The sequence below is a fragment of the Beijerinckia sp. 28-YEA-48 genome (assembly GCF_900104955.1).
GTDB lineage: Bacteria > Pseudomonadota > Alphaproteobacteria > Rhizobiales > Beijerinckiaceae > Terripilifer.
Genome location: NZ_FNSI01000001.1, coordinates 3,820,735 through 3,843,528, shown reverse-complemented (window position 1 = coordinate 3,843,528; position 22,794 = coordinate 3,820,735). Strand labels below are relative to the sequence as shown.

20 protein-coding genes are annotated in these 22,794 nt (G+C 62.0%); 10 read left to right on the top strand and 10 right to left on the bottom strand.

Going from position 1 to position 22,794, the window contains the following annotated elements; all coding sequences use genetic code 11:
- Positions 1-613 precede the first annotated feature (613 nt).
- Entirely contained in the window at positions 614-2,389 is a 1,776-nt protein-coding gene (locus tag BLW50_RS18050) for an SLC5/6 family protein (protein ID WP_090705018.1), read from the bottom strand.
- Positions 2,390-2,616: 227 nt separating this feature from the next.
- Here BLW50_RS18050 and BLW50_RS18045 point away from each other — a divergent pair, with 227 nt between their 5' ends.
- The 4 genes from BLW50_RS18045 to BLW50_RS18030 all read left to right on the top strand — a co-directional run bounded on the left by BLW50_RS18045 (position 2,617) and on the right by BLW50_RS18030 (position 5,639).
- Positions 2,617-3,282: a response regulator gene (locus tag BLW50_RS18045; protein WP_244544303.1), complete on the top strand. Its 666-nt coding sequence runs from the start codon at positions 2,617-2,619 to the stop codon at positions 3,280-3,282.
- 102 nt (positions 3,283-3,384) lie between these two features.
- On the top strand, positions 3,385-3,813 hold the full coding sequence (locus BLW50_RS18040; protein ID WP_244544302.1) for a hypothetical protein: 429 nt from the start codon (positions 3,385-3,387) through the stop codon (positions 3,811-3,813).
- A gap of 107 nt (positions 3,814-3,920) precedes the next feature.
- The gene (locus BLW50_RS31105) at positions 3,921-4,298 is read left to right on the top strand and encodes a DUF6460 domain-containing protein (RefSeq protein WP_244544301.1); all 378 of its coding nucleotides are present in this window, start codon (positions 3,921-3,923) and stop codon (positions 4,296-4,298) included.
- Positions 4,299-4,523: 225 nt separating this feature from the next.
- A complete protein-coding gene (locus BLW50_RS18030) occupies positions 4,524-5,639 on the top strand; it encodes a 5-methyltetrahydropteroyltriglutamate--homocysteine S-methyltransferase (RefSeq protein WP_090709305.1) in 1,116 nt (371 codons plus the stop codon).
- A 273-nt stretch (positions 5,640-5,912) separates the two neighbouring features.
- On the opposite strand, the gene BLW50_RS18025 is transcribed toward BLW50_RS18030, so the two are convergent.
- Complete coding sequence (locus BLW50_RS18025) at positions 5,913-7,010, bottom strand: amidohydrolase family protein (protein ID WP_090705013.1); 1,098 nt, start codon at positions 7,008-7,010, stop codon at positions 5,913-5,915.
- A 191-nt stretch (positions 7,011-7,201) separates the two neighbouring features.
- Between BLW50_RS18025 and BLW50_RS18020 the strand changes: the two genes are divergently transcribed.
- The 5 genes from BLW50_RS18020 (at position 7,202) to BLW50_RS18000 (ending at position 12,716) form a co-directional block, all read left to right on the top strand.
- The gene (locus BLW50_RS18020) at positions 7,202-8,233 is read left to right on the top strand and encodes an ABC transporter substrate-binding protein (protein WP_090705011.1); all 1,032 of its coding nucleotides are present in this window, start codon (positions 7,202-7,204) and stop codon (positions 8,231-8,233) included.
- 30 nt (positions 8,234-8,263) lie between these two features.
- A complete protein-coding gene (locus BLW50_RS18015; protein WP_090705009.1) occupies positions 8,264-9,493 on the top strand; it encodes a flavin-dependent oxidoreductase in 1,230 nt (409 codons plus the stop codon).
- A 202-nt stretch (positions 9,494-9,695) separates the two neighbouring features.
- Complete coding sequence (locus BLW50_RS18010) at positions 9,696-10,667, top strand: Bug family tripartite tricarboxylate transporter substrate binding protein (RefSeq protein ID WP_090705007.1); 972 nt, start codon at positions 9,696-9,698, stop codon at positions 10,665-10,667.
- Positions 10,660-11,214 (top strand): tripartite tricarboxylate transporter TctB family protein, encoded by a 555-nt coding sequence (locus BLW50_RS18005; RefSeq protein ID WP_244544300.1) that lies wholly within the window; start codon positions 10,660-10,662, stop codon positions 11,212-11,214. The genes BLW50_RS18010 and BLW50_RS18005 overlap by 8 nt, the downstream gene beginning before the upstream one ends.
- The gene (locus BLW50_RS18000; RefSeq protein WP_090705005.1) at positions 11,211-12,716 is read left to right on the top strand and encodes a tripartite tricarboxylate transporter permease; all 1,506 of its coding nucleotides are present in this window, start codon (positions 11,211-11,213) and stop codon (positions 12,714-12,716) included. The genes BLW50_RS18005 and BLW50_RS18000 overlap by 4 nt, the downstream gene beginning before the upstream one ends.
- Before the next feature lie 375 nt (positions 12,717-13,091).
- On the opposite strand, the gene BLW50_RS17995 is transcribed toward BLW50_RS18000, so the two are convergent.
- The 8 genes from BLW50_RS17995 to BLW50_RS17960 all read right to left on the bottom strand — a co-directional run bounded on the left by BLW50_RS17995 (position 13,092) and on the right by BLW50_RS17960 (position 21,753).
- On the bottom strand, positions 13,092-13,982 hold the full coding sequence (locus BLW50_RS17995; RefSeq protein ID WP_090705003.1) for a dioxygenase family protein: 891 nt from the start codon (positions 13,980-13,982) through the stop codon (positions 13,092-13,094).
- Positions 13,983-14,203: 221 nt separating this feature from the next.
- Positions 14,204-15,178, bottom strand: coding sequence for a tripartite tricarboxylate transporter substrate-binding protein (locus BLW50_RS17990; RefSeq protein ID WP_090705000.1), 975 nt, complete (start codon positions 15,176-15,178; stop codon positions 14,204-14,206).
- Between the two features lie 116 nt (positions 15,179-15,294).
- Complete coding sequence (locus BLW50_RS17985) at positions 15,295-16,794, bottom strand: tripartite tricarboxylate transporter permease (protein ID WP_090704997.1); 1,500 nt, start codon at positions 16,792-16,794, stop codon at positions 15,295-15,297.
- A gap of 12 nt (positions 16,795-16,806) precedes the next feature.
- Positions 16,807-17,301, bottom strand: coding sequence for a tripartite tricarboxylate transporter TctB family protein (locus BLW50_RS17980; protein ID WP_090704994.1), 495 nt, complete (start codon positions 17,299-17,301; stop codon positions 16,807-16,809).
- A gap of 165 nt (positions 17,302-17,466) precedes the next feature.
- Positions 17,467-18,138: a dienelactone hydrolase family protein gene (locus BLW50_RS17975; RefSeq protein WP_090704991.1), complete on the bottom strand. Its 672-nt coding sequence runs from the start codon at positions 18,136-18,138 to the stop codon at positions 17,467-17,469.
- A 155-nt stretch (positions 18,139-18,293) separates the two neighbouring features.
- The gene (locus BLW50_RS17970) at positions 18,294-19,826 is read right to left on the bottom strand and encodes a DHA2 family efflux MFS transporter permease subunit (protein WP_090704989.1); all 1,533 of its coding nucleotides are present in this window, start codon (positions 19,824-19,826) and stop codon (positions 18,294-18,296) included.
- Between the two features lie 3 nt (positions 19,827-19,829).
- Positions 19,830-21,080 (bottom strand): HlyD family secretion protein, encoded by a 1,251-nt coding sequence (locus BLW50_RS17965; RefSeq protein ID WP_090704987.1) that lies wholly within the window; start codon positions 21,078-21,080, stop codon positions 19,830-19,832.
- Between the two features lie 22 nt (positions 21,081-21,102).
- A complete protein-coding gene (locus tag BLW50_RS17960; protein WP_244544299.1) occupies positions 21,103-21,753 on the bottom strand; it encodes a MarR family winged helix-turn-helix transcriptional regulator in 651 nt (216 codons plus the stop codon).
- On the opposite strand from BLW50_RS17960, the gene BLW50_RS17955 reads away from it, so the two are divergent.
- A complete protein-coding gene (locus BLW50_RS17955; protein ID WP_244544298.1) occupies positions 21,739-22,683 on the top strand; it encodes a glucokinase in 945 nt (314 codons plus the stop codon). The genes BLW50_RS17960 and BLW50_RS17955 overlap by 15 nt on opposite strands.
- Positions 22,684-22,794: the final 111 nt, after the last annotated feature.

The following is a 22,794-nucleotide window of genomic DNA, read 5'->3' as shown; positions in this document are numbered from 1 at the left end:
TGGCTCGGCGTTGTCTGCCTTTCTGCGTTTAGTGTGATTGGAATTTCTGGCGCATCGAGCCAACAGAATCAGCCCGGACGATATGGCGAGACACCATATGAGGAATTCGAGACACGGGTCGTTCGATCGTATCTTTCTATTGTCTCACAGGAGGATAAAGCCTGGAGTGGTGAGCCAATCGAAATGTTCCGCCCAGGGCGCACCCCAACTAGAGAGGACATTGAGAGATATACTAACGGGGCGTATTCGGCTCGATTTAGAGGGCTAGGTGAATGTTTGAGAGCGGTCATGTCTTTTATAGGGGCTTCGATCCCTGTTTCGCAGATCGATAAAGACAGATCGCTTCGACGGTATGACCACCAAGCGCTATATCGGCGTTTTGAAGATGACTATGTTCGCTCCGGTCTAGGAAAAGAGGCCGATGTTCAAGAGGCCATGAATCGGATTCCCAAGGAATATGTAAAGCGGGCCGATGCTTGTGACGTTTGGCGAACAGGCAAGGCGCAAAATAGCGAGTTCCGAGGAAAATACAGATAAGTATTGAGTCTCTAGTTGCGCGATATTTGATTTTCTCTGCCTTCACCGATGCAATGGGATTCGGCCGGAATGGCCACTAGCCTCTGTCGGTATTAAGCAGATCGCTGTCGCCGTGCAGAACGCCTTGCACGAACATGCGGCCGCTGCGCGATTGCTCGTCGCTATGGCGGAAACTGGTGGCGATGCCGACGGCGCAGGCGGCGACGAAAGCGGCCAACGCGCTGGCCGCGAGCCGCTCGATCGAGGGCGTGGTGTCGCCAAGCGCGATGATCAGGCCGACAACGAGCAGCCCGACCAGCAGGGCGATCACCGCATCGAGTGCCGCCGCGCGCGGCCAGAGCGACAGCACGGTGAGCGGCGCCACGGCGGCGGCGGAGAAGACGAGGGCCAGGCCGATCATCGCGGCCGGGTCGAGGCTGGTGCGCGCCGTGGCGATGCCGATGAGCGCGATGGCGCCAGCCATGGTCAGACGCGCCACCGCCAGCCGCCGGCTGCCGAGCGCGGTGGTGTCGCGCACGCGGAAGAAAAGATCGTGGCCGATCGCGGTGCCGAAAGCATGGATGCCGCTGCTGGCCAAAGTGATGGCGATGGCGATCAGGCCGGCGCCGACAAGCCCGGTGAAGGCAGCGCCAAAGCCCTGCAATTGCGGCAGGCCGGCGATGAGGGCGGCGCCGGAGATGCCGATGTCTTGTGGCCGCAGCGCGCCGGCAAAGCCCGGCAGCGCCTTGCAGGCAGCCAGAGCCGCTTCCGCCGTGGCGGCATTGGCGCCACAGATCGTCAGCAGCCCCTTGCCCGATGCGGCATAGAAGAAGCCAGGCAAGGCATCGGCGGCGTGGCCCTCCGTCAGCATGTCGACGGCAAGCGCCGAACTGGCCATGCCGGTGGCGACGATGACGATCAGCGCAGCCGACCAGCCAAGCGCCGCCAGGCCGGCGCGTCGCGCCGCGGAGACGTCGTTACAGGTCATCGCCGGTTGCAGCAGTGGCCCGAGCGCGGCGATGCCCAGCGCGATGGCCAGGATGATCAGCAGGCCGCCATCGGCGAGCGTACCCGGCATGGCGCCGTGCCAGGTGGCCATGGTGTCGGACGCCTGCTGCCACAAGGCGCGGTCGCCGATGACGGGGAAGGGCAATGAGGCGCCACGCAGCACCATGATGGCCAGCGGCAACACCAGGCTGGCAAGGAGAATGCCGGCCGCGCCGGTCGCGGCCCAGACCACTCCGGCGGCGCCGCCTGGCGCCACGATGAACAACAGGATCAGCCCGATCAGCGGGCTGGCGAGGGGGCGCGGCATGGCGATGGTGCGCACAAGGCCGCGCACGGCCATCTCAAAGCCGGCGGCTGCTATCAACAGGGCGACCGCGCCGACGACGATGACGATGCCAAGCCGCAAGCTGAGCTGGGGGAAACGGCCGGCGAGAAGGTCGGGCAGGGAGAAGGCGCCGGTCTTGCGCAACAGGGGGCCGGTGACGAGCGCCGCCAGCAGCAGGCCCAGGCCAAAGCCGATCAAGAGCCCGCTCAGGGACGTCCCGCCCGGCACCGGCGGCAGGAAGGGCAGGAACAAGCCGGCGCTCAGCGCCGTGAAGGCGAGCCCGGCATAGGGCGCGGGCACCGCCCGCCCGGCCGCGTGGAAACGGGAAATCCGCATGCTGCGCAGCAACAGGCCGACGATCGCCAGTCCTGCCAGCAGGACGACCGGCGCCAGTACGCCGACGATTCGCTCCGGCACGCCGACCCGGTCGAGCAGCGCCACCAGACCGACCGCCAGGGCGAAAGCGGTCACCGCGAAGGCGACACGCCCGTCGATACTGGCGCGTTCCAGCAGGTCTTCGTCGGTCAGAGGTTTCGGCACCAGTCGCGCTCCGCTCCGTAAACGGCCAATTTGTTGAAACGCCACGAAGACGCGTTAAAACAAGGATCGCAAGCCCAGATCGCAAGCCATGACGTTCTATCGAAACGCGATTGCCTTGTGGAGTAGCTTGCGCCATCCGCCCGGCGGGTCCAACAATAGAAGTGCCGGGAGAAATGCAAAACCGACGCGGGGGGCACGGCCGGGAGGCTGTGCGGCAGAGGGGACATGTGTTGCAAAACGCCAGAATAATCATTGCCGACGATCATCCACTGGTTCGGGGCGCCCTGCGTGAGGCGGTGAGCAGCGCGGTGGCTGGGGCCGAAATCGCCGAATGTGGCGATCTTAATCAATTGACGGCGGCCCTCGAGGAATCAGGTGACGCCGATCTTGTCCTGCTCGATCTGGCCATGCCCGGCGTGCGCGGCTTCTCCGGCCTGCTTTACCTGCGCGCCCAGCATCCCGATGTGCCGGTGGTGGTGGTGTCGGGCAATGAGGATCGCGACGTCATTCGCCGCTGCATCGATTTCGGTGCCTCGGGCTATGTGCCGAAGACAACCGATATCGCCGGCATGCGCCAGGCGTTCCGTGATATTCTCGCCGGCAAGACCTGGACGCCCCCCGATGTCGATCTGTCGGCGCCGGCCGATAAGGCGACGACCGACATCATCCGCCGCCTCGCCACGCTGACACCGCAGCAGGTGCGCGTGCTGATGATGCTGTCGGAAGGCTTGCTCAATAAGCAGATCGCCTATGAGCTTTCGGTGTCGGAGGCGACAGTCAAAGCGCATGTCTCGGCCATCTTGCAGAAGCTCGATGTCGACAGCCGTACCCAGGCCGTCATCGCCGCGTCGAAGATCGAGGGCAATTGGCAGAGCGCTAAAATAAGCGAATAGGTATTTAGAACAGATCGTTCGGTAAGCTAGGTTCGACCGTCTCATTCTTGCCGCCTGCGCACGCCATAGTGCTTGGATCGCCGATGGGGATTGGAGTGAACCATGCACGTCTTCGCTCTTTGTTTCGTCGTGGCTTCCGGTCTGGCTGCGGCCTCGCCGGTGCTGGCGCAATCGCTTGACGCGGATGCGCAGAACGGCCGCTACACGATGACGCCGGCGCCCGACGGTTTCCTGCGTCTCGACACGCGCACGGGCGATGTGTCGCGCTGCACGCTAAGTGGCGATGGCGTGCAGTGCCGGGCCGGCGCCGATGAGCGCGGCGCGCTTAATCAGGAGATCGACCGGCTGAGCCGCGATAATGCGGACCTGCGGCGCAAGCTTGCTGACGCGACCGACCAGGCCCCCTCGGCCCGGCTGCGCAACGCGCTGCCGAACGAAGCCGAGGTGAACGGCGCCCTCGATGTGATGGAAAAGTTCATGCGCCGGATGATGCGTGTCTTCCGCGAGGAGCCATCGGGAGATCGTATCTAATCGATCGCTGTTAACCGTCCCTATGGCTTGGCTGGAATCTTGGACCGTGATCGCCCATAATAGCGGTCTTGTCGGCACGTCCAGCCGTCGTCTGAGAGGATCAAATCATGACCGATCACCTTGATCCGCCGAAATCCCAATCCCAGGGGTCATCCGGCTGGGGCGGTGCGAGCTGGACGGGCGCGCGTCAGGAGGCGGCAGATGCCGCCCCCGCCAGCAACAACGTCGAGCAATTTCTCGGTGGTTCGCCCGCTGCCGTTGTTGTGCGCCTCCTGGTGGTGTCGCTCATCGTCGGCGCGCTGCTCATGTGGCTCGATATCCGGCCGATGGATATTTTTTACGGCCTGCAGCGGTTCCTGACCCGGCTGTGGAACCTTGGTTTCGATGCGGTGCGCGAGGTCATTCAATATGTGCTCGCCGGCGCGGCCATCGTCATCCCGGTCTGGATCGTGCTGCGGCTGCTCAACGCCGGCAAGAAGCGCTGAAAAGCGCGCTGGGCATTTTGCCTGAGCATTAGGCCCACTAACGCCCGCCTCGACGAGGCGGCGGGAGGCTATGCCGCGTGCCCCGCGGCCCCGGGATGGGGCCATATCCCATGTGTTGGCAGCGGCGCTCTTCTGTGCTTCACCCTGTTGCTGAAGCTTGTGCTTTCCGTGCAATAAGCCGAACCGAACAAGCGCTCAGCGCCAGACCCTAGGGAGATGAAAAAGATGAGCGAAGCTCGCGCGCCTTTCCGCGCCGATCATGTTGGTAGCCTGCTGCGTCCGGCGGAACTGCGCGCCGCGCGCGAATTGGCGATCGTCGGACAGCGCACCTATGACAGTTTGCGCGAGCTTGAAGACGCGAACATCCGTGGGGCGGTGAAGCTGCAAGAAGACGCCGGTCTTCATGCGATCACCGATGGTGAGTTCCGCCGCACCTCGTTCCATTTCGACTTTCTCGGCAAGCTCGATGGCGTTGAAGCCAAAATCGCCGACCGGCCGCAGGAGCCGAATGCGCCGAAGGTTTTCCGGCCGCCGCAACTCGCCATCACCGGCAAGGTTCGCCATGCCAAGCCGATCGAACTCGATGGATTCAAATTCCTGAAGTCGGCGACCAAGCGGACGCCGAAGATCACCATGCCGTCGCCGACCATGTGCCTGCGCGGCGGCCGCGCCGCCATCAGCCAGGAAGCCTATCCCGATCTCGAGCTTTATCTGGAGGATGTGGCGAAAGCCTATGGCGCCGAACTCAAGACCTTGGCCGATGCCGGTTGCACCTATGTGCAGTTCGACGACACCAATTTCGCCTATCTCTGCGACGAAGCCATGCGCGCCGATATGAAAGCCAAGGGCGACGATCCCGCCGATGTGCTCAACCGCTATATCAAGCTGTTCAACATGGTGCTGGCGCAGAAGCCCGCGGGGATGACCTTCTGCACCCATATCTGCCGCGGCAATTTCCAGTCCGCCTGGGCGGCGCAGGGTGGCTACGAGCCGGTGTCGGAGAAACTGTTCGGCGAACTTAATGTCGACGGCTATTTCCTCGAATATGACAGCGAGCGCGCTGGTGGATTCGAGCCGCTGCGTTTCGTGCCGAAGGATGGCAAGAAACGCGTCGTGCTGGGCCTGATCTCGTCGAAAGTGCCTGACATGGAAGACGTCGACGTCATCGCCAAGCGCATCGACGAGGCGGCGAAGTTCATGCCGTTCGATCAGCTTTGCGTCTCGCCGCAATGCGGCTTTGCATCGAGCTTCCGTGGCAATGCGCTGGGCGAGGATGTCGAGCGCCGCAAGCTTGAGCAGGTGGTCGCTGTCGCCGAGAAGGCCTGGGGCACCGCGCACTAAAGCCTTGGTGTCATCCCGGACACGCGTAGCGTGATCCGGGATCCAGGGCGAGCGGTAGCGCGTTCAATCGTGGAAGTGCCGCAACTGCTTCAACGTATCAACTGAGGCAACATTTCACCGTTTGCCCCTGGTTCCCGGATCGCCTGCTACGCAGGCGTCCGGGATGACACGAAGGTGGGTGATCACCTTGCATCATCACGCTGCTGAGAGAATGAGCCGGAACCTCTGCTTCATCCCGGATCACGCTGCGCGTGTCCGGGATGATATTACGTCTTAGCTCTTGAGCCCTGGGATCAGCTTCTCGGCATTGCCATATTCGATGGCAGTCATATCGGTTGCGCTGAGGCCGTTGGCGCGCAAATTGGCGAGATTGTATTCCGACGTCACATAGGGGAAGTCGGAGCCGTACATCACCTGTGAGATAGGCACGAGTTTCAGAAGCCCGGCGATGGCGGGCCCGGAAGCCGCATTCGCCGTCTCGTAATGGAGCTTACGGAATTCGGCCAGCACGCCATCGGGCGCGACCTCCTTGAGGTTCTTCAGAGGCCGGCTCTGATAGTCGATGCGGTGCGACAGATAGGGGATCGCGCCGCCGCTATGCGAGAAGATCCAGCGGATGTCGCGAAACTTCGCCAGCGTGCCGTTGAACAGCAGGCTCAGGATGGCGCGGCCAGTGTCGTAGGGATATTCGATCCACGAATCCTGCACGCCGGGGACAAGATTGCCGCAGCAGAACGGCGCCAGCGGGTGGAAATAGACAATGGCCTTGCGCCGATTGAGTTCTTCGAAGACCGGGGTAAAGGCTGGATCGCCCGGCCATTTGTCGCCAAAGCTGGTCGACATTTCGATACCGTCGGCCTTTAGCGTGTCGAAGGCATAGGCGATCTCTTGCAGTGAACCGTCGACATCCTTGCAGGAGACATAGGCGAATAAGCCATGCCGGCCTTTATGATCCTGGACCAGTTTCGCTGCATATTCATTGCAGGTGCGAATGATCGGCCGCAGCTCGTCGCTCGTCATGCGGAACCAGCCGACCGGGACGGAAGCCAGCGAAAGCACGCTCTTTTCGATGTTGTTCTTGTCCATTTCCTCCAGCATGCGCTGGGGCGACCAATCCCGCACGAACGGCGGCAGCGGCCCTTCGCGCGCCGAGGACTGTTTGAAGACGTCGGGGAAGTAATGATGATGCACGTCGATGACGCGGCGTTTCACGGGTGTTGTGGTTTGGGCGAAGGTTGCTGTCGGCAGTGTGGTGGCGGCGCCCGCCGCCGCGAAAGTCGCTAGGAAACCGCGACGCGACACGCCGCAACAAGGACCAGTACAGGCAATAGGATCGTCCGCGCCAACGGCGCTTGCGCTGAATTTCGACATGCAGTCCTCCCTTGGGGCGGTTTCGCACCCGGCGCGGAATCTAGGGCTGCGTTGCCATACTGGCAATTGTCATTTCGCAATCCTTGTCGACTCAGAACGGCTTCTTCCTCTAAAACGAGGGCGGGACGCTTGCAAAAATTTGCGACGACAGGCCGTCAGGCGGTCAAAGATTGTCGCTCGGGGAGGAAAGAATGATTCAAAGGCTTGGAGTGCCGCTTTTTGCTGTTTTGCTTGCGGCTTCGGTTCTACCGGCGCAGGCGCAGACCAAGGTAAAGGTCGGCAACGTCAATACCGTCAGCGACATTTCCATCTACATCGCTGACAAGAAGGGCTATTTCAAAGCCGAAGGCCTCGAGATCGAATTCGTTGGCTTCACATCGGCGGCCCGGATGATCGCGCCGTTGGGCACCGGCGATCTTGATGTTGGCGGCGGCACTGTGTCGGCTGGGCTCTACAATGCCTTCTCGCGCAAGATCGGCATCGCCATTGTCGCCGATAAGGGATCGAGCAAGCCGGGCTATAATTTTTCGCAGTTGCTGGTGCGCAAGGATCTGGTCGACAGCGGCCGCTACAAGAGCTTCGCCGATCTCAAGGGCCTGAAGATCGCCACTGTCGCCAAAGGCACGGGCAATGCGGCCACCCTCAACTTCGCCCTGAAACTCGGCGGTATCGCGTTCAAGGACGCCGACGTGGTGGAACTGGGCTTCCCGCAGCATTATCCGGCCTATGCCAATAAGGTGATCGACGCCAGCATCACCAATGAGCCGACCTTGACCTTGATCGAGCGTGCGGGCCTCGCCGTGCGTGTCGACAAGAACGAACAGGTCTATCCCGATCATCAGACGGCGGTGCTGCTCTATGCGGACAAGTTCCGCAAGGAGCGGGCGGGTGACGCGCTGAAGTTCATGCGCGCCTATATCCGTGGTGCGCGCGACTACAACGATTCCCTGAAGAACGGCCGCATCGCTGGCAAGGGCGCTGATGAGGTCATCGCTACACTTGTGCAATATACCGAGGTCAAGGATGCGAACCTGCATCGTGACACCACGCCCAACGCCTGCGATCCCGATGGCAATATCAACATCGCCAGCCTCGAAGACGATCTCGACTTCTTCAAGGCGGAGGGCCTGATTCAAGACAAGAACATCAAAGCCGCCGATGTCATCGATCTGAGCTTCGTCAAGCAGGTGCAAACGGAACTCGGTGCCTATCGGAAGCCGTGAGCTAAGAACTAAAGGACGAAGGAGAGAACGATGCATATCGCGATAGCGGGCGGCGGCATCGCCGGTCTATGCCTGGCGCTGAACCTGAAGAACCGCGGCATCGATTGCACGGTCTATGAGCGTGTGCCCGACGTGAAAGAGCTTGGGGTCGGCATCACTTTGCTGCCCCACGCCATGCGTGAATTCGCGGCGCTCGGCGTCGCCGATGAGCTGCAAAGCCAGGGCATCACCAATATCGACAGCTGCTTCTTCAACCGCTTCGGTCAGCTCATCTACAAGGAGCCGCGCGGCAAGTTCGCCGGTTATCCGCAGCCGGAGGTCGGCATCCATCGCGGCAAGCTGCATCTCACCTTGTTCAAGGCGGCCAAGGAACGGCTCGGCGCCGACAAGGTGATCACCGATTGGTCTTGCGCCGGTTTCGAGCAGGACGACAAGGGCGTCACCGTCCATTTCAAAACCTTTGCCGGCGAGGACCGCCCGTCGGTGCACGCCGATGCATTGATCGCCTGTGACGGCATCAATTCAGCCATCCGCAAACAGCTTTATCCCGACGACAAGATCGCCTTCGGCGGCATCAACACCTGGCGCGGCGTCACCAAGCGCAAGCCGATCCTGTCGGGGCGCAGCTATATGCGCGTCGGCTCGATCAAGACCGGCAAAATGGTGATCTATCCGATCATCGATAATGTCGATGGCGAGGGCAATCAGCTGATCAACTGGATGGCCGAGATCGAGCAGCCTGAAGTCGGCAAGAAGAACGACTGGAACCAGTCCGGCAAGCTGGAAGACTTCAAGCATATCTACAAGGACTGGCGCTTCGATTGGCTCGATGTCGCCGACATGATCGAGAAGTCAGAGATGATTCTCGAATATCCGATGGTCGACAAGGATCCCGTCGATCGCTGGACGTTTGGTCGCGTGACCTTGATGGGCGATGCCGCTCATCCGATGTATCCGCGCGGATCGAACGGCTCGGCCCAGGCGGCGATCGATGCGCGCACCCTGGCCGACTGCCTGCAGCGCGAGAGCGACGCAGCGGCGGCGCTGGCCGCCTATGATGCGGCGCGGGTGGCTGTCGCCAACAAGGTGGTGCTGACCAACCGCTCCAATCCGCCCGATTTCATCAACATCAAGGTCGAGGAACTGGTCGGTGATAAGCCGTTCGACAATCTCGACCGCTATATCACTCAGGACGAGCTGCGCGCGCTGTCCGACAATTACAAGAAGATCGCCGGCTTCGCTGCGCCGCTGCCGAGCTGAGCCGATTCGCGAGAGCAAATTGCGTTTCGCCTAAAACGCGATTTGCTCTCGGCGGTACACGCTAGCGCACTAGTCAAAAGTATAAGGCGCCTCTCCTCCTTACGCGCTTCATGACAATCGCAAGACGTTCTCCCGCCTTGCTCCAGTCGTCGCCTTGGGCCACATTGGCCGCCGGACGATATAGAGGGGAGGGGCCCGTTTCATGCTGACCAGACGCGATCTTTTAGTGACCACAGCCGCTGCTGGCACGGTACACAGCCTTGGCTTGTCGCTTGCTCAGGCTCAGCACATCGAAATGTTGCGTATGTTCGTGCCGGCGGCGCCGGGCGGCGGCTGGGATCAGACCGCGCGTGCCATCGAAGCGACGCTGCGCGCCACCAAATCGGTCAATGGAGTCCAGATCACCAATGTGGCGGGGGCGGGCGGGGCCGTCGGCCTGCCGCAGTTCCTCAACCAGTGGAAGGGCCAGGGCAACGCGCTGATGGTCGCCGGCATGGTCATGGTGGGCGCGCTGATCGCCAATAAAAGCCCGTTCAGCCTGACACAGGTGACGCCGATCGCCCGCCTCACCGGCGAGTTCCTGGCGCTATGCGTGCCCGCCAGTTCCGCTTTCAAAACCGCCAAGGATTTCGCCGACGCCTTGAAAGCCGATCCGACCAAGGTGCCCGTGGCCGGAGGCTCGGCCGGCGGTTCCGATCACATTCTGCTTGGCATGATCGCCCAGGCGGTGGGCGCGCCCCCGGCTAAAGTCTCCTATGTCGCGTTCTCGGGCGGCGGACCCGCCACGGCGGCACTGCTTGGCAGCCAGGTCGCCGCCGGCATTTCCGGCTACGGCGAGTTCGGCGAGCAGATCAAGGCTGGCAAGCTGCGCGTTCTGGCGATTTCCTCCGACAAGCGGATCGACGGCATTGATGCGCCGACCTTGAAGGAACAGGGCATTGATGTGGAGCTGTTCAACTGGCGCGGCGTCTTCGCCCCTCCCGGCGTCAACGAAGCCCAGCGCACGGCGCTGATCGCGGCCGTCGAGAAACTCGCCGCTTCGAAGGAATGGGCCGACACCTGCAAGCGGCAGGAGTGGACACAGATCACGCTCACGGGCGCCGACTATGGCAAGTTCGTCGCCGACGAGACGGTGCGCATCGGCGCCATTCTCAAGGAAATCGGCCTTGCTTGATCAGCAGGGCTTGCCTGATCAAATGGGGGAAAGCCTGGTCACACCGCGCAGCGGCGTGGCCATCGGCGAATTGTGCATCGCTCTGGGGATGGTCGCGCTCGCGGCGGTTATGGTGTGGCAGGTCTTCGAGATCCCGGTCTCACCGCTGTATGCCAAGGTCGGCCCGACGGTCATGCCGTTCTTCGCCGCCCTGGGGCTAGGGTTCCTCGGCCTTCTGCTACTCGCCTCGGCGGTGCGCGGTGGCTGGCAGACGGAGGAGGAACGCGAGGCGCGGCCGGATTGGCACGCCCTGGCGTGGATCATCGCCGGCCTCATCCTCAATGTGCTGCTGATCGGTCCGGCCGGCTTCACCCTCGCTTCGGTCATTCTCTATGTCTGCGTGGCGCGTGGCTTTGGCTCGCACAACACTCCGCGTGACGCGGGCTTCGGCCTCACCTTCGCGCTGATTGCTTATTTCGGCTTCGCTAAGACACTCGGCATCAATATCGGCGCTGGCTTTGTCGAGAATTGGCTGGAAAGCCTGCTGTTCGGCGGAGTGCCGTCATGAGTGCATTTGAGCATTTGATGCACGGCTTCACTGTCGCGCTGACGCCGATCAATCTGATGTGGTGTCTCGTTGGCACGACGCTCGGCACGGCCATCGGCGTTCTGCCGGGCCTCGGGCCGGCTCTGACCATCGCCTTGCTGCTGCCGATCACCTTCAAGGTCGATCCGACGGCGGCGTTCATTCTTTTTGCCGGCATTTACTACGGCGCCATGTATGGCGGCTCGACCACCTCGATCCTGCTCAATACGCCGGGCGAGAGCGCCACCATCGTCACCGCGCTGGAAGGAAATAAGATGGCGCGCAATGGCCGCGCCGGCGCGGCCTTGGCGACCTCGGCCATCGGCTCGTTCGTTGCCGGCACCATCGGCACGCTCGGCATCACCTTTCTGGCGCCCGTCGTGGTCGACTGGGCGCTGCGCTTTGGGCCGGCCGATTACTTTGCGCTGATGCTCCTGGCCTTCGTGACGGTCTCAGCCGTTCTCGGCTCATCGGCGACGCGCGGCCTGGCGACTTTGTTTCTCGGCATTTTCCTCGGCCTCATCGGCGTCGATTTGCAGACGGGGCAGGCGCGTTTCACCTTCGGCGTGCCCGAACTGCTCGATGGCATCAATGTCATCATCGTCGCGGTGGGCCTGTTCGCCGTTGGCGAGACGCTTTATGTCGCTTCGCGCTATCGCACCGGCGTCGACGAGATCATCCCGTTGCGTGGCTCGCTGTGGATGACAGCGGAGGAATGGGCGCGGTCGTGGAAGCCGTGGCTGCGCGGCACGGCGCTCGGCTTTCCCATCGGCGCCATGCCGGCTGGCGGCGCCGAAATTCCGACCTTCCTCAGCTATTACGTCGAGAAGAAATTCTCGACCAAGCCGGAGGAATTCGGCCATGGCGCGATCGAAGGCGTGGCTGGGCCTGAGGCCGCCAACAATGCCTCGGCCGCCGGCGTTCTCGTGCCCATGCTGACCTTGGGCCTGCCGACCTCGGCTACGGCCGCGATCATGCTGTCGGCCTTTCAGAGCTATGGCATCAATCCGGGGCCGCTCTTGTTCGAGTCCCAGGCGACCCTGGTCTGGACGCTCATCGCCTCGCTGTTCATCGGCAATGTCATGCTCCTGGTGCTGAACCTGCCGATGATCGCCATTTGGGTGAAGATGCTGCAAATCCCCGCGCCGCAGCTCTATGCCGGCATCCTGGTCTTCGCCACCATCGGCACCTATGGCATCACCCAATCGCCGGTCGATCTCATTCTGCTCTATGTGATCGGCGGGCTTGGCTATCTGATGCGGCGCTACGATTTTCCCACGGCGCCGGTGATCATCGGCATGATTCTCGGGCCGCTCGCCGAACAGAATTTCCGTCAGGCTATGACTATATCGGCTGGCGACTGGACGGTTTTCTTCACCCGGCCGATCTCGGCGACGATTTTGATTCTGGCGTTTCTGGCGCTGGCGGGACCAAGATTATTCTCGCTCTGGCAGGGGTGGCGGCTCAAAAGCCAGCCTTTATAATGTTGTAGGGTTTGGTGGACGCCTTAAACGCCACGGCTCCGGTGGGGGATTTCTAACGAGATTAATTTTCCTCCACTTTTAGTTATGCATCCCGCTCATACGTGAGCGCATATCTGCACTGTTTGAATGGCTGTGGCGCATGGCCGCACTCTGGATTAAACCAAACAGGTCCAATCGGACGCATGATTCCATGGAACGGAGGATCCGACCATGCCCCATGCAGCGGATGTCGGCCTTAAGGCCACTGCAATCTTTGCCGGCCTGGCCATTTTGGCCATCGGTCTTCTGATCGGTTGATAGCACTTACGTCGCGCGCCACCGGTGCTTGCTGCCTCGACAGCACAGGCACCGACAGTGCGCGTGTAAGCTGCTGGCCTATTTGATCGGCGGGCGCGGCAGTTTCGATTCGCCTGGCTCAATCGTGAAATTGAAATCCAGCGAATACCACGGTGTCTCGACGTCCTTGGCGGGCGGGGCGTCATCGTGGCGGACGTAATCTCCGACCAGCGCGCGGGTCACGCCGAATTGCGGGTCATTGTCGAGCAGCGGGTCGTCGTTGACATAGACCTGCGAGATCAGCGTTTTGAATCCCGGCTTGACGATCATCACGTGCAGATGGGCGGGCCGGTAGTGCTGGCGCTTCTGGGCGCGCAGCAGGTCACCGACGACGCCGCCGACCGGTAGTGGATAGCCAGCAGGCTTCACCGAGCGGAACCAGAAGCGACCGTCCTGATCGGTCTTGAACATGCCGCGCAGGTTCCATTCCGCCTGCTCTGGATCTTGCTGCTCATAAAGCCCGACAGGCGACGAGTGCCAGATATCGGCATCGGCGCCGGCGATTGGATTGCCCTGCGGATCTTTCACATAGCCGTGGACGAGCATGGTTGGGCCAGGGGTCTCGCTGCGTAGCAGCGTGCCACCGTTCTCGACCCGAGGGGCATTCATGCGCCAGAACGGGCCGAGCAGATTGGCGGTGGTTTCCGTCGTGCCGTTGTTGCCGTTGTTGAGCAGGCAGACCAGCGGCGAAACGCCGAGCGATCCGGCCAGCACCGAGGCTTCGTTATGGGTGTCGCTGGATTGCTGGCCGATGGAGTTGATGATCGCCAGCGCGCTCTGGAATTCCGGTTCGGTCAGTTTCACCTCACGGACGAAACTGTGCAGATGCTTGACCAGCGCGACCATGATTTCGCGCAGGCGCGGGTCAGGCGTCTTTTCCATCACCGCCAGGGCGGTCTCGGTCAGATGTTGATGATCGCGGATAATCATGCCGTTCCTCCCACGCAAGTTGGAACGGTTTTAAGCGCGCTGTTCGCGCCAAGTCGATAGAAAAACGGCGGGCAAGCCCGCCGTTTATGACTCCAGTCAAATTGGTGCTGTTATTTTTGAGAGCTCGGGTCTGATAAAATCAGACCCGAGCTCTCGTTTTTAGTTTTGACGCATTTTCTTCACGCGAACCGGAGCCGCTTCGCTCGAAAATGCTTTGACAGCTACTTCTTATCGTTGGCCGCAGCCGCCTTGAGCACCGGGGTCCAGCGCGCCAGTTCGCTTTCGACGAGCTGCTGCAGGGCCGCCGGGGTACGGCCGGCCTTATCGGGAACAACGCCGCCGAGGTCTTCCAGACGCTTCTTGGTGTTGGCGTCATCAAGCGCCTTGTCCAAAGCATCGGAGAGCTTGGTGACGACTTCCGGCGGCGTGCCCTTGGGCGCGAAGATCGCGTTCCAGGCGCTGACCTGATAGTCGAGTCCCGCTTCTTTCGTCGTCGGCACGTCGGGCAGCGCCGGCGACCGTTGGGGAAGGGCGATGGCGAAGGCTTTGACGTTGCCGCCCTGGATCTGCGAGACGACGTTGACGATCTGGTCGGTCATGTAATCGACCTGGCCGGAGACCATGTCGTTGAGAGCCGGGCCCGTGCCCGTATAGGGGATCATCGTCGGCTTGGTGCCGATGGTCGAGTTGAACAGAACGCCGGTCACGTGAGAGACAGAGCCGACGCCAGCAAAGGCATTGTTGGCCTTCTCGCCCGCCTGCTTCGCCCAAGCGATGAATTCCTTGAGGTCCTTCGCCGGATGGGTCTTGCGCGCGACGATGATGATCGGCGTGCCCGCGGCAAGGCCAACCGGCGCGAAGTCGGTCGCCGGGTTATATTTCAGATTGGGATAGAGAGCCGGCGCCGCACCATGCGTGCCCATATGGCCCATCACAATCGTGTAGCCGTCCGGCGCCGCGATGGCGGCACGGCTGCTGCCCGTCGTGCCGCCAGCACCAGCGACGTTCTCGACGATGATCTGCTGGCCCAGCACGCGTGACATTTGTTCGCCGACGATGCGGGCGATGATGTCGGTTGGGCCGCCGGCGGCGAACGGCACGATCATCGTAATGGGCTTGGTCGGATAGTTCTGGGCCAGCGCTGGCGATGCAGCGAGCCCGAGCAGGGCGGCAAGTCCGATGAGGTGTCGTTTCATGGTGTCTCCCTTCAACCCGACAATTATTGGCGGGCTTCTAACACAGATCAAAAATAAGCCCCTTCCGGCAGGACCGGAAGGGGCAAAATATCGCGATACGTCCAAAGTCGAACGGATTACTCCGTAAAGACTTCCTCGCGTCGCTTACTAAAGGTTGGCAACAGCGCCAGTACCAACAGCAGCAAGGCGACGAGGAGCAGACCAAGCGACACCGGACGTTCGATGAACGTCGTGAAGCTGCCGCGCGACAGGATGAGCGCCTGGCGCAGTTTCTCTTCCATCAGCTTGCCGAGCACGAAGCCCAGCAGCATCGGCGCCGGCTCGAAGCCGAACTTGAGCAGAACGTAGCCGCACAAGCCGAAGAAGGCCGTGAAGAGGACGTCTTCTGCCGAGTTGTTGATGGAGTAGATGCCGATGCAGCAGAAGATGCCGATCGCCGGGAACATCAGGCGATAAGGCACTTTCAGCAGTTTCACCCACATGCCGACCAGCGGCAGGTTGATGATGACCAGCATCAGATTGCCGATCCACATCGACGCGATCATGCCCCAGAACAGGTCAGGATTCTTGGTCATGACCTGCGGACCGGGAATGATGCCGTGGATGGTCATCGCGCCAACCATCAGCGCCATGACCGCGTTCGGCGGGATGCCCAGCGTCAGCAGCGGAATGAACGCTGTCTGCGCGCCGGCATTGTTGGCCGATTCCGGACCAGCAACGCCTTCGATGGCACCCTTGCCGAAGCGGCTCGGATCCTTGGCGAACTTCTTCTCAACCGCGTAGGAAGCGAACGGACCAAGCACCGCGCCATTGCCCGGCAGAATGCCGAGAATGCCGCCGATGAAAGTGCCGCGCAGCACGGGCGCGATCGACTGCTTGATGTCTGACCAGCCCGGCAGCAAGCGTCCGATCTTGCCACGCACGACGTCGCGCGCTTCCGGATTTTCCAGGTTCCTGACGATTTCGGCGAAGCCGAAAATGCCCATGGCGAGCGGCGTGAAGTCAATGCCGTCAGACAATGACTGAATGCCGAGCGTCATGCGTTCCTGGCCGGTTTCAAGGTCGGTGCCAACGGTGGCCAGCAACAGGCCAAGCAGCACCATCAGGATCGCCTTGAAGATCGAGCCGCGGGCCAAGACGGTCGAGAACACCAGGCCCATCACCATCAGCGAGAAATATTCGGCGGGGCCGAACAATTGCGCCAACTTGGTCAGCGGTTGGCCGAGCGCCGCGATGAAGATCGTGGCAACGCAACCTGCGAAGAAGGAGCCGAGCGCGGCGATGCCGAGCGCGATGCCGGCGCGACCTTGCTTGGCCATCTGGTGACCGTCGAGCGTGGTCACAACGGCGGTGGCTTCACCGGGAATGTTGACCAGGATGGCCGTGGTGGAGCCGCCGTATTGAGCACCGTAGTAAATGCCCGCCAGCATGATCAGCGCGCCGGTCGGATCGAGACCGAAGGTGATCGGCAGCAACATGGCGATCGTGGCGATCGGGCCGACGCCAGGCAGCACGCCGACAAGCGTACCGACCATACAGCCGACGAAACACAGGCCAATGTTCTTGAGGCTGAGGGCAACGCCAAAGCCTAGCGCGAGGTGGTTGATAAGATCCATGGTCCCCTCGCCTCAGAGAAACTGTACGATGGGGATCGGAAGCCCCAACAGATATTTGAACATCAGGATGCAGGCCGCCGTCATGCAGACGGAAAAGACCACGGCCTCCTTCCAGCGGAACTCATTGGTGGCGAACGATGCGAAGATCATCGAAGCCGGTCCAGCAACCGCGAGGCCCGCTGTACGGATCAACAAGCCGAACACCACCACGCCGCCGAGAACGAAGAAAGGTCCACGCCAGGCCCATTTCTCTTGCAGTATGGCGCCCTTGCTGAGGCCGTTCAGCGCGAGGATGACGCCACCAGCGGCGACCATGGCTGCAATCGACATCGGCAACATGCCGGGGCCCATGGCCCGCAGCGATCCAAGCGGCAGCGGATAGGCTTGCCACATGAAAAACAGTGAGACGAGGACAAGGAAAATACCAGCGCCTACATCCTGCGGAAAATTAAAGTTCTTGTCGGACGCGCCTCCCGGCACGTTCGTCGTGTTACCTATATCTGACATTGTTTTTCACCCCTGAGCGCCCGCCCGACCCCCTCAGCCAGACGGGAGGCGCCTCCGCAATCATACGGACTGCGGTTTCCTAGGCCAACGCCAAACGTCACGCAAACGTAAAAAATGTGCAGCCGGAGCTGGCTGCACAGCTTACGTTGGCTATGACGATGGCTACTAAGCTAGGCTCTTCGCAAAGAACTCTAGCGTGCGTGAACGGGCGAGATCAGCCCCTTCCTTCTGGTAGCTGGCCCGTTCGTCACAATTGAAACCGTGACCAGCGCCCGGATAGACATAGACCGGGACATCGGGGAACGCAGCCTTAACCTTGTCCACGTCCGTCAACGGAATGCCGTGGTCGTTCTCACCGAAATGCATGATGACCGGAGCCACCGGCTTGAGGTCGAGCATCTGCGCGATACCACCGCCGTAATAGGCTGAACCTGCTGCCACACCCGGCAATTTGCAGACGGCTGCGAAGGTCAGTGTGCCGCCCCAGCAATAGCCGACGACACCCACTTTGCCGGCGCTCTTGACGTGATCAATCGCCGCCTCGATGTCGAGCAGGGTCTTGGGCAGCTCAGTCTTGCCGCGGATTTCCATGCCTTTCTTCGGATCGTCGCCGGTATAACCAAGCTCGACGTCCGGCTCGACGCGGTCATAAAGCGCCGGGGCGATCGCCAGATAGCCATTCTCCGCATAGAGGTCTGCGACCTTACGGATATGCTGGTTGGCGCCAAAAATTTCCTGCAAGACAACCACCGCGCCCTTAGGCGTTCCGGCTGGCTTGGCAACATAAGCGCCGATCTTCTGCCCGTCCTTACAGGTCAGCGTGACACGTTCTCCCATGACATCCCCTTGTACATGTGTGACTGGAAACGGTGTCGCGCCCATCGGGCGTCGCCACCGGAAAGTGGGAAGACGGGGCGCATATAAAAAGCATCCGGCTCGCCAAGGCTAGGGCTAGCAGTGAAAAAAATGCCTGTTAACCCATCAAAATCGGCTCAATCTGCCATCGCATGGACCATGCCGGGGGAGGTTTGGCGTGGCGGCCGGCGCATCAGGATCAGCATCAGGGCTGGTGGAACTGCAACCAATGCGAGCAATAGGAAATCCTGAGCATAGGCGATCTGCATGGCCTGGCGGGTCACCTCGCCGTTGAGGGCGGCGCGCCCGCGCCCGTGCGCGCTGTTCCACAACAGATAAGCGCCGCCCGTCTGCATCATGCGATTGAACGGGGTCAGGGTCTCGGCGATGCGGGCATGGGCGACCTGGGTTGCATTCGACAGCACGAAAGTGGTGACGGAAATGCCGACCGCGCTGCCAACGTTGCGGACCAGGCTGAAGAAGGCCGTGCCGTCCGTGCGGTACTGTGGCGGCATGGTCGCGAAGGCGAGCACCTGCAGCGGCACGAAGATCATCCCCAGCGCGAAGCCTTGCACCATGGTCACCCAGACGATGGTGAAGCGGTCGATGTCAGGGGTCCAGGTCGCCATCTGCACTAGGCCGAAGCCGAGCAGGCTGAAGCCGAACAGCATCACCAGACGCGGGTCGAACCGATCCGCCAGCCGGCCGGCGAGCATCATCGCCGCCATGGTGCCGAGGCCGCGCGGCGCCAGCAGCAGGCCCGCTTCCCACACCGAATAGCCGCCCAGCGTCTGCAGGTAGGTGCCGAGCAAAACGACGCTGGCGACCAGGATGGCGCCGATGCACAGCATCATCACCAGCCCGACGGAGAAATTGGTATTGGCGAACAGGCCGAGCTGGATGAGAGGTTTCTCGGCCAGGCAGATATGGACGACGAAAAGATAGAGGCCGAGGCAGGCAATCACGGCTTCAGCGACGATTTCAACCGATGCGAACCATTCGTTTTGCGCGCCGCGGTCGAGCATCAATTGCAGCGCGGCAAGCCCGGCGGCCAAGACGACGAAACCGGTCCAATCGAAACGCAGGGATTTGTTGGCGCCGGGCGCCTTCAGAAACGTCCAGATGCCGAACACAGCGGCGATGCCGACAGGCACGTTGATGAAGAACACATAGCGCCAATCGTACATGTCGGTGAGCCAGCCACCGAGCGTCGGCCCGATGATCGGCCCGACCATGACGCCCATGCCCCACATCGCCATGGCCGATCCGCGCTCTTCGGGCGGATAGAGATCCATCATGATCGATTGCGACAGCGGCACGATGGCCGCGCCCGTCATGCCTTGGATGACGCGATAGAGCACGATCTGTTCGAGCGATTGCGCCAGCCCGCATAAAGCCGAAGCGATGGTGAAGCCGGCCAGACAGAAGACGAAAAAATTCTTGCGGCCAAAGCGCGTCGACAGCCAGCCGACCGGCGCAGTCATCACGGCGGTGGCGACGATATAAGAGGTGAGAACCCAGGTGACCTGATCGGCGGTCGCCGACAGCGAGCCCTGCATATGCGGCAAGGCGACGTTGGCGATCGTCGAGTCCAGCGTCTGCATCAAGGTCGCGGCAATCGTCGAGACGACGATGATGCCGCGATGGGGGACAGGTGCGGCGCCGCTCATGGCTCAGCGGTTCTCGGTGTCGGCCTTGCGGCTGCCGAGACCGATCAGATGCCAAAGATCGTCGACGCTGCGGGTATGCTGGGTGTCGATATCGACGACAGCGCTCATGCCTGAACGCAGCGGCGGATCGTTGGCGGTGCGGTCGATGGCGATGCGCACGGGCAGACGCTGCACGATCTTGACCCAGTTGCCGCCCGCATTCTGCGCCGGCAGGATCGAGAATTCAGCGCCGGTCGCCGGATAGATTGTATCGACTTTGCCGCTCCACTCATGCCTGGGATAGGCATCGACGGTGAAGGAGACATGGTCGCCGGTCTTGACGTAGGTCAGATCGGTTTCCTTGATATTGGCATCGATCCACACGCGCTCTTCCGACACGAGGCCGACAGCGCCCGTATTGGTCAGCGCCGCCGTCTGCGACACGAGATAGGTGCCGACCTGCAATTGCTCGACGGCGGTGACGATGCCGTTGAACGGCGCCCGCACCACGGAGCGGTCGAGCACGCGCTGCGCTTCGTCGGCCTGGGACTGGGCTTGCATGACCTGCGGATTGCTTTCGATCGGCGCGTCGAGCGTGCCGCCGAGACGCACCAGCGCCACCGCCGCCTGCTGTTTCAGAGAGGCGAGTTTGCTCTCCTCCGCCGCCAGCGAGTAGCGCGTCTGGTCGAGCTGTGCGCGGGTGCCGAAATTGCTGCGCGCCAATGCCTGCGCGCGGTCGAAAGCCGTGCGGGCGAGATCGACCAGCGCCGCCTCGGTGGTGATGTCTTCCTGGATGCGCTGATAGTCTTGCCGCAGGGCTTCGATATTGAGCTTGGTTTGCGCCAGCTGCGCGCGCGCCTGTTCCAAGGTGTTGCGGAACTGGCGGTCATCAAGGCGGAAGAGCACGTCGCCGGCTTTGACGCGTTGGCCCTGCTTCACGTCGATCGAAGAAACGATGCCAGACACGTCGGTCGACACCATCAGTTTAGCAGAGCGCACATAAGCATCGTCGGTGGAGACATAGCGGCCGCCGCGCAGCCACATGATGCCCGAGACGACGACCACGGCGGCGATGCCGCCGAGCATCAAAATGCCGCGCAACCGCTTGCGCTTGGAGGCCGGCGTACTGGCGTCGATTTTCTCGCCGGCCAGTTCATCGGCCGCGTTTCGGCCCGAGGCATCCGCCCGTGGGGGCTCGTTGGTCTCGCGCGCCTCGCGCAATTCGACAACGACGGCGGCGGGATCGCGATTGGCGTTTTCACGTGTGGACGACATAGAGACTATCCGAACTTAGAGGCTATCCGAATTTGTGAAATAGCGCAGAGTCGTCAACGATCTGTGCTTTGAGTTTGGCAAGGGATTGGGTCAGCTGCGCCAGCGCATCGGCCCCCAGGATACTGGTGAATTGCGTGTTGAGGCTGGCCCGATAGGCCTGAATCTTGTCGAGAACCGGCCGCGCGTCTTCGGCCAGGTGCAATCTATGAATGCGCCGGTCCTTGGGGTCATCGCGCCGCTCGATCATGCCGCGGGTCTCCAGCCGGTCGACCAACCGCCCAACGGTGATCGGTTCGACTTCGACCAGGCTGGCGAGTTCGTTCTGCGACAGGCCCGGCCGCATCTCCACCCACAAAAGAATAACCCATTGTGCCCGGGTCATACCCATCGATCGCGCCGCCTGGTCGGCGCGCGTGCGCATCAGTCGACCGACGTCGTAGAGAAGAAAAAGCGGCTCGTTTTCCGGCTTCTTTTCGGCTTGCATGGGCACCAGTTCGTAACAGGCGAGATAATAACTCGCGTTATCGTATAGCGGGTAAAGTGCTGCAGCACCACGAAGCTGTTTCGGGGGTAGCGTTTGGTCGTGCGATGAGACTAGATTGATTCCATGAAGATTTTCCCCTTTCCGCTGCTGCTCTGCGATGTCGGCGGTACAAACATGCGTTTCTCGCATGCCGAAGCCCCCGGCGGGCCGGTCTGGCGCCTGGGCACATTGCAGACTGGCGAATGGAGCGATCTTGGCGCGGCGGCCGCCCATATGCTCAGTGGCTTTGGGCGTGGCGCCAGCAGTCTGATTGTCTGTGCCGCCGGGCCGATGGCCGGGCGCCGGCTGCAGCTCACCAATGCCGCCTGGGCGATCGATGGCCCGGCGATCGCGGCACATCTGGGCCTCGAACAGGGGCTGCTGCTCAATGATTTCGAAGCGCTGGCGCTTTCTCTGCCGGTGGTCGGCGAGACCGACGCGCGGCGCATCGGCAGCCCGCAGGGCACGGTTGGAACACGGATCGTGCTTGGCCCGGGCACGGGCATGGGGCTGGCGGCCCTGGCGGAGACCCCCGCTGGCCTGCTGGTTCTGCCCAGCGAAGCCGGTCATATCGATTTTGGTCCAGCCTCCGATGAGGAGGTGCGGATCTGGTCCTATCTCGACAAGACGCTTGGCCGGGTGTCGGCCGAGTGGCTGCTGTCGGGGCCTGGCTTGGAACGTCTGCACGCCGCCCGCCGCGCGGTGGCCGGTCTGGCGCCGTCAGGGCTCGATGCCGCTGCCATTGGGGCCGCGGCGCGCGCCGCCCCCGACGGGCCGGAAGCAGCGACCCTGCGGCAGTTCTGGCAATTGGTGGCACGCTATGCCGGCGACATGGCGCTGGTGCTCATGGCGCGCGGCGGCGTGACGCTCGCCGGCGGCGTCCTACCGAAAATGGCCGACTTCCTCGACGAGGCAGCCTTCCGAGCGGCTTTCGAAGCCAAGGCGCCACTGCAGCGTCTTTTGCGCGACATGCCGGTGCGTCTGCTGACCGACGACACGGTGGTGGAGCGCGGCATGGCGCGGATCGCCGCCTCGCCGCAGAATTATGTGATCGACTACGGCGCGCGCTGCTGGATCTAGAGCGAAAGCGGATGGCTTGGCTGGCCAATGCCGGAATGCTACCGGTGCCGGCCTTCACTCTGTCTGTAAGTCAAACCGACACATGCCGCAGCGCGCCATAGATCCCCGTAA

Bases quoted from the DNA above. Each gene is read 5' to 3' on its own strand.
- BLW50_RS18040 (WP_244544302.1), top strand. From the start codon at position 3,385: ATGCACGTCTTCGCTCTTTGTTTCGTCGTGGCTTCCGGTCTGGCTGCG.
- BLW50_RS31105 (WP_244544301.1), top strand. From the start codon at position 3,921: ATGACCGATCACCTTGATCCGCCGAAATCCCAATCCCAGGGGTCATCC.
- BLW50_RS18030 (WP_090709305.1), top strand. From the start codon at position 4,524: ATGAGCGAAGCTCGCGCGCCTTTCCGCGCCGATCATGTTGGTAGCCTG.
- BLW50_RS18025 (WP_090705013.1), bottom strand. From the start codon at position 7,010: ATGTCGAAATTCAGCGCAAGCGCCGTTGGCGCGGACGATCCTATTGCC.
- BLW50_RS18020 (WP_090705011.1), top strand. From the start codon at position 7,202: ATGATTCAAAGGCTTGGAGTGCCGCTTTTTGCTGTTTTGCTTGCGGCT.
- BLW50_RS18015 (WP_090705009.1), top strand. From the start codon at position 8,264: ATGCATATCGCGATAGCGGGCGGCGGCATCGCCGGTCTATGCCTGGCG.
- BLW50_RS18010 (WP_090705007.1), top strand. From the start codon at position 9,696: ATGCTGACCAGACGCGATCTTTTAGTGACCACAGCCGCTGCTGGCACG.
- BLW50_RS18000 (WP_090705005.1), top strand. From the start codon at position 11,211: ATGAGTGCATTTGAGCATTTGATGCACGGCTTCACTGTCGCGCTGACG.
- BLW50_RS17995 (WP_090705003.1), bottom strand. From the start codon at position 13,982: ATGATTATCCGCGATCATCAACATCTGACCGAGACCGCCCTGGCGGTG.
- BLW50_RS17990 (WP_090705000.1), bottom strand. From the start codon at position 15,178: ATGAAACGACACCTCATCGGACTTGCCGCCCTGCTCGGGCTCGCTGCA.
- BLW50_RS17985 (WP_090704997.1), bottom strand. From the start codon at position 16,794: ATGGATCTTATCAACCACCTCGCGCTAGGCTTTGGCGTTGCCCTCAGC.
- BLW50_RS17980 (WP_090704994.1), bottom strand. From the start codon at position 17,301: ATGTCAGATATAGGTAACACGACGAACGTGCCGGGAGGCGCGTCCGAC.
- BLW50_RS17975 (WP_090704991.1), bottom strand. From the start codon at position 18,138: ATGGGAGAACGTGTCACGCTGACCTGTAAGGACGGGCAGAAGATCGGC.
- BLW50_RS17970 (WP_090704989.1), bottom strand. From the start codon at position 19,826: ATGAGCGGCGCCGCACCTGTCCCCCATCGCGGCATCATCGTCGTCTCG.
- BLW50_RS17965 (WP_090704987.1), bottom strand. From the start codon at position 21,080: ATGTCGTCCACACGTGAAAACGCCAATCGCGATCCCGCCGCCGTCGTT.
- BLW50_RS17955 (WP_244544298.1), top strand. From the start codon at position 21,739: ATGCGTTTCTCGCATGCCGAAGCCCCCGGCGGGCCGGTCTGGCGCCTG.
- BLW50_RS17960 (WP_244544299.1), bottom strand. From the start codon at position 21,753: ATGCGAGAAACGCATGTTTGTACCGCCGACATCGCAGAGCAGCAGCGG.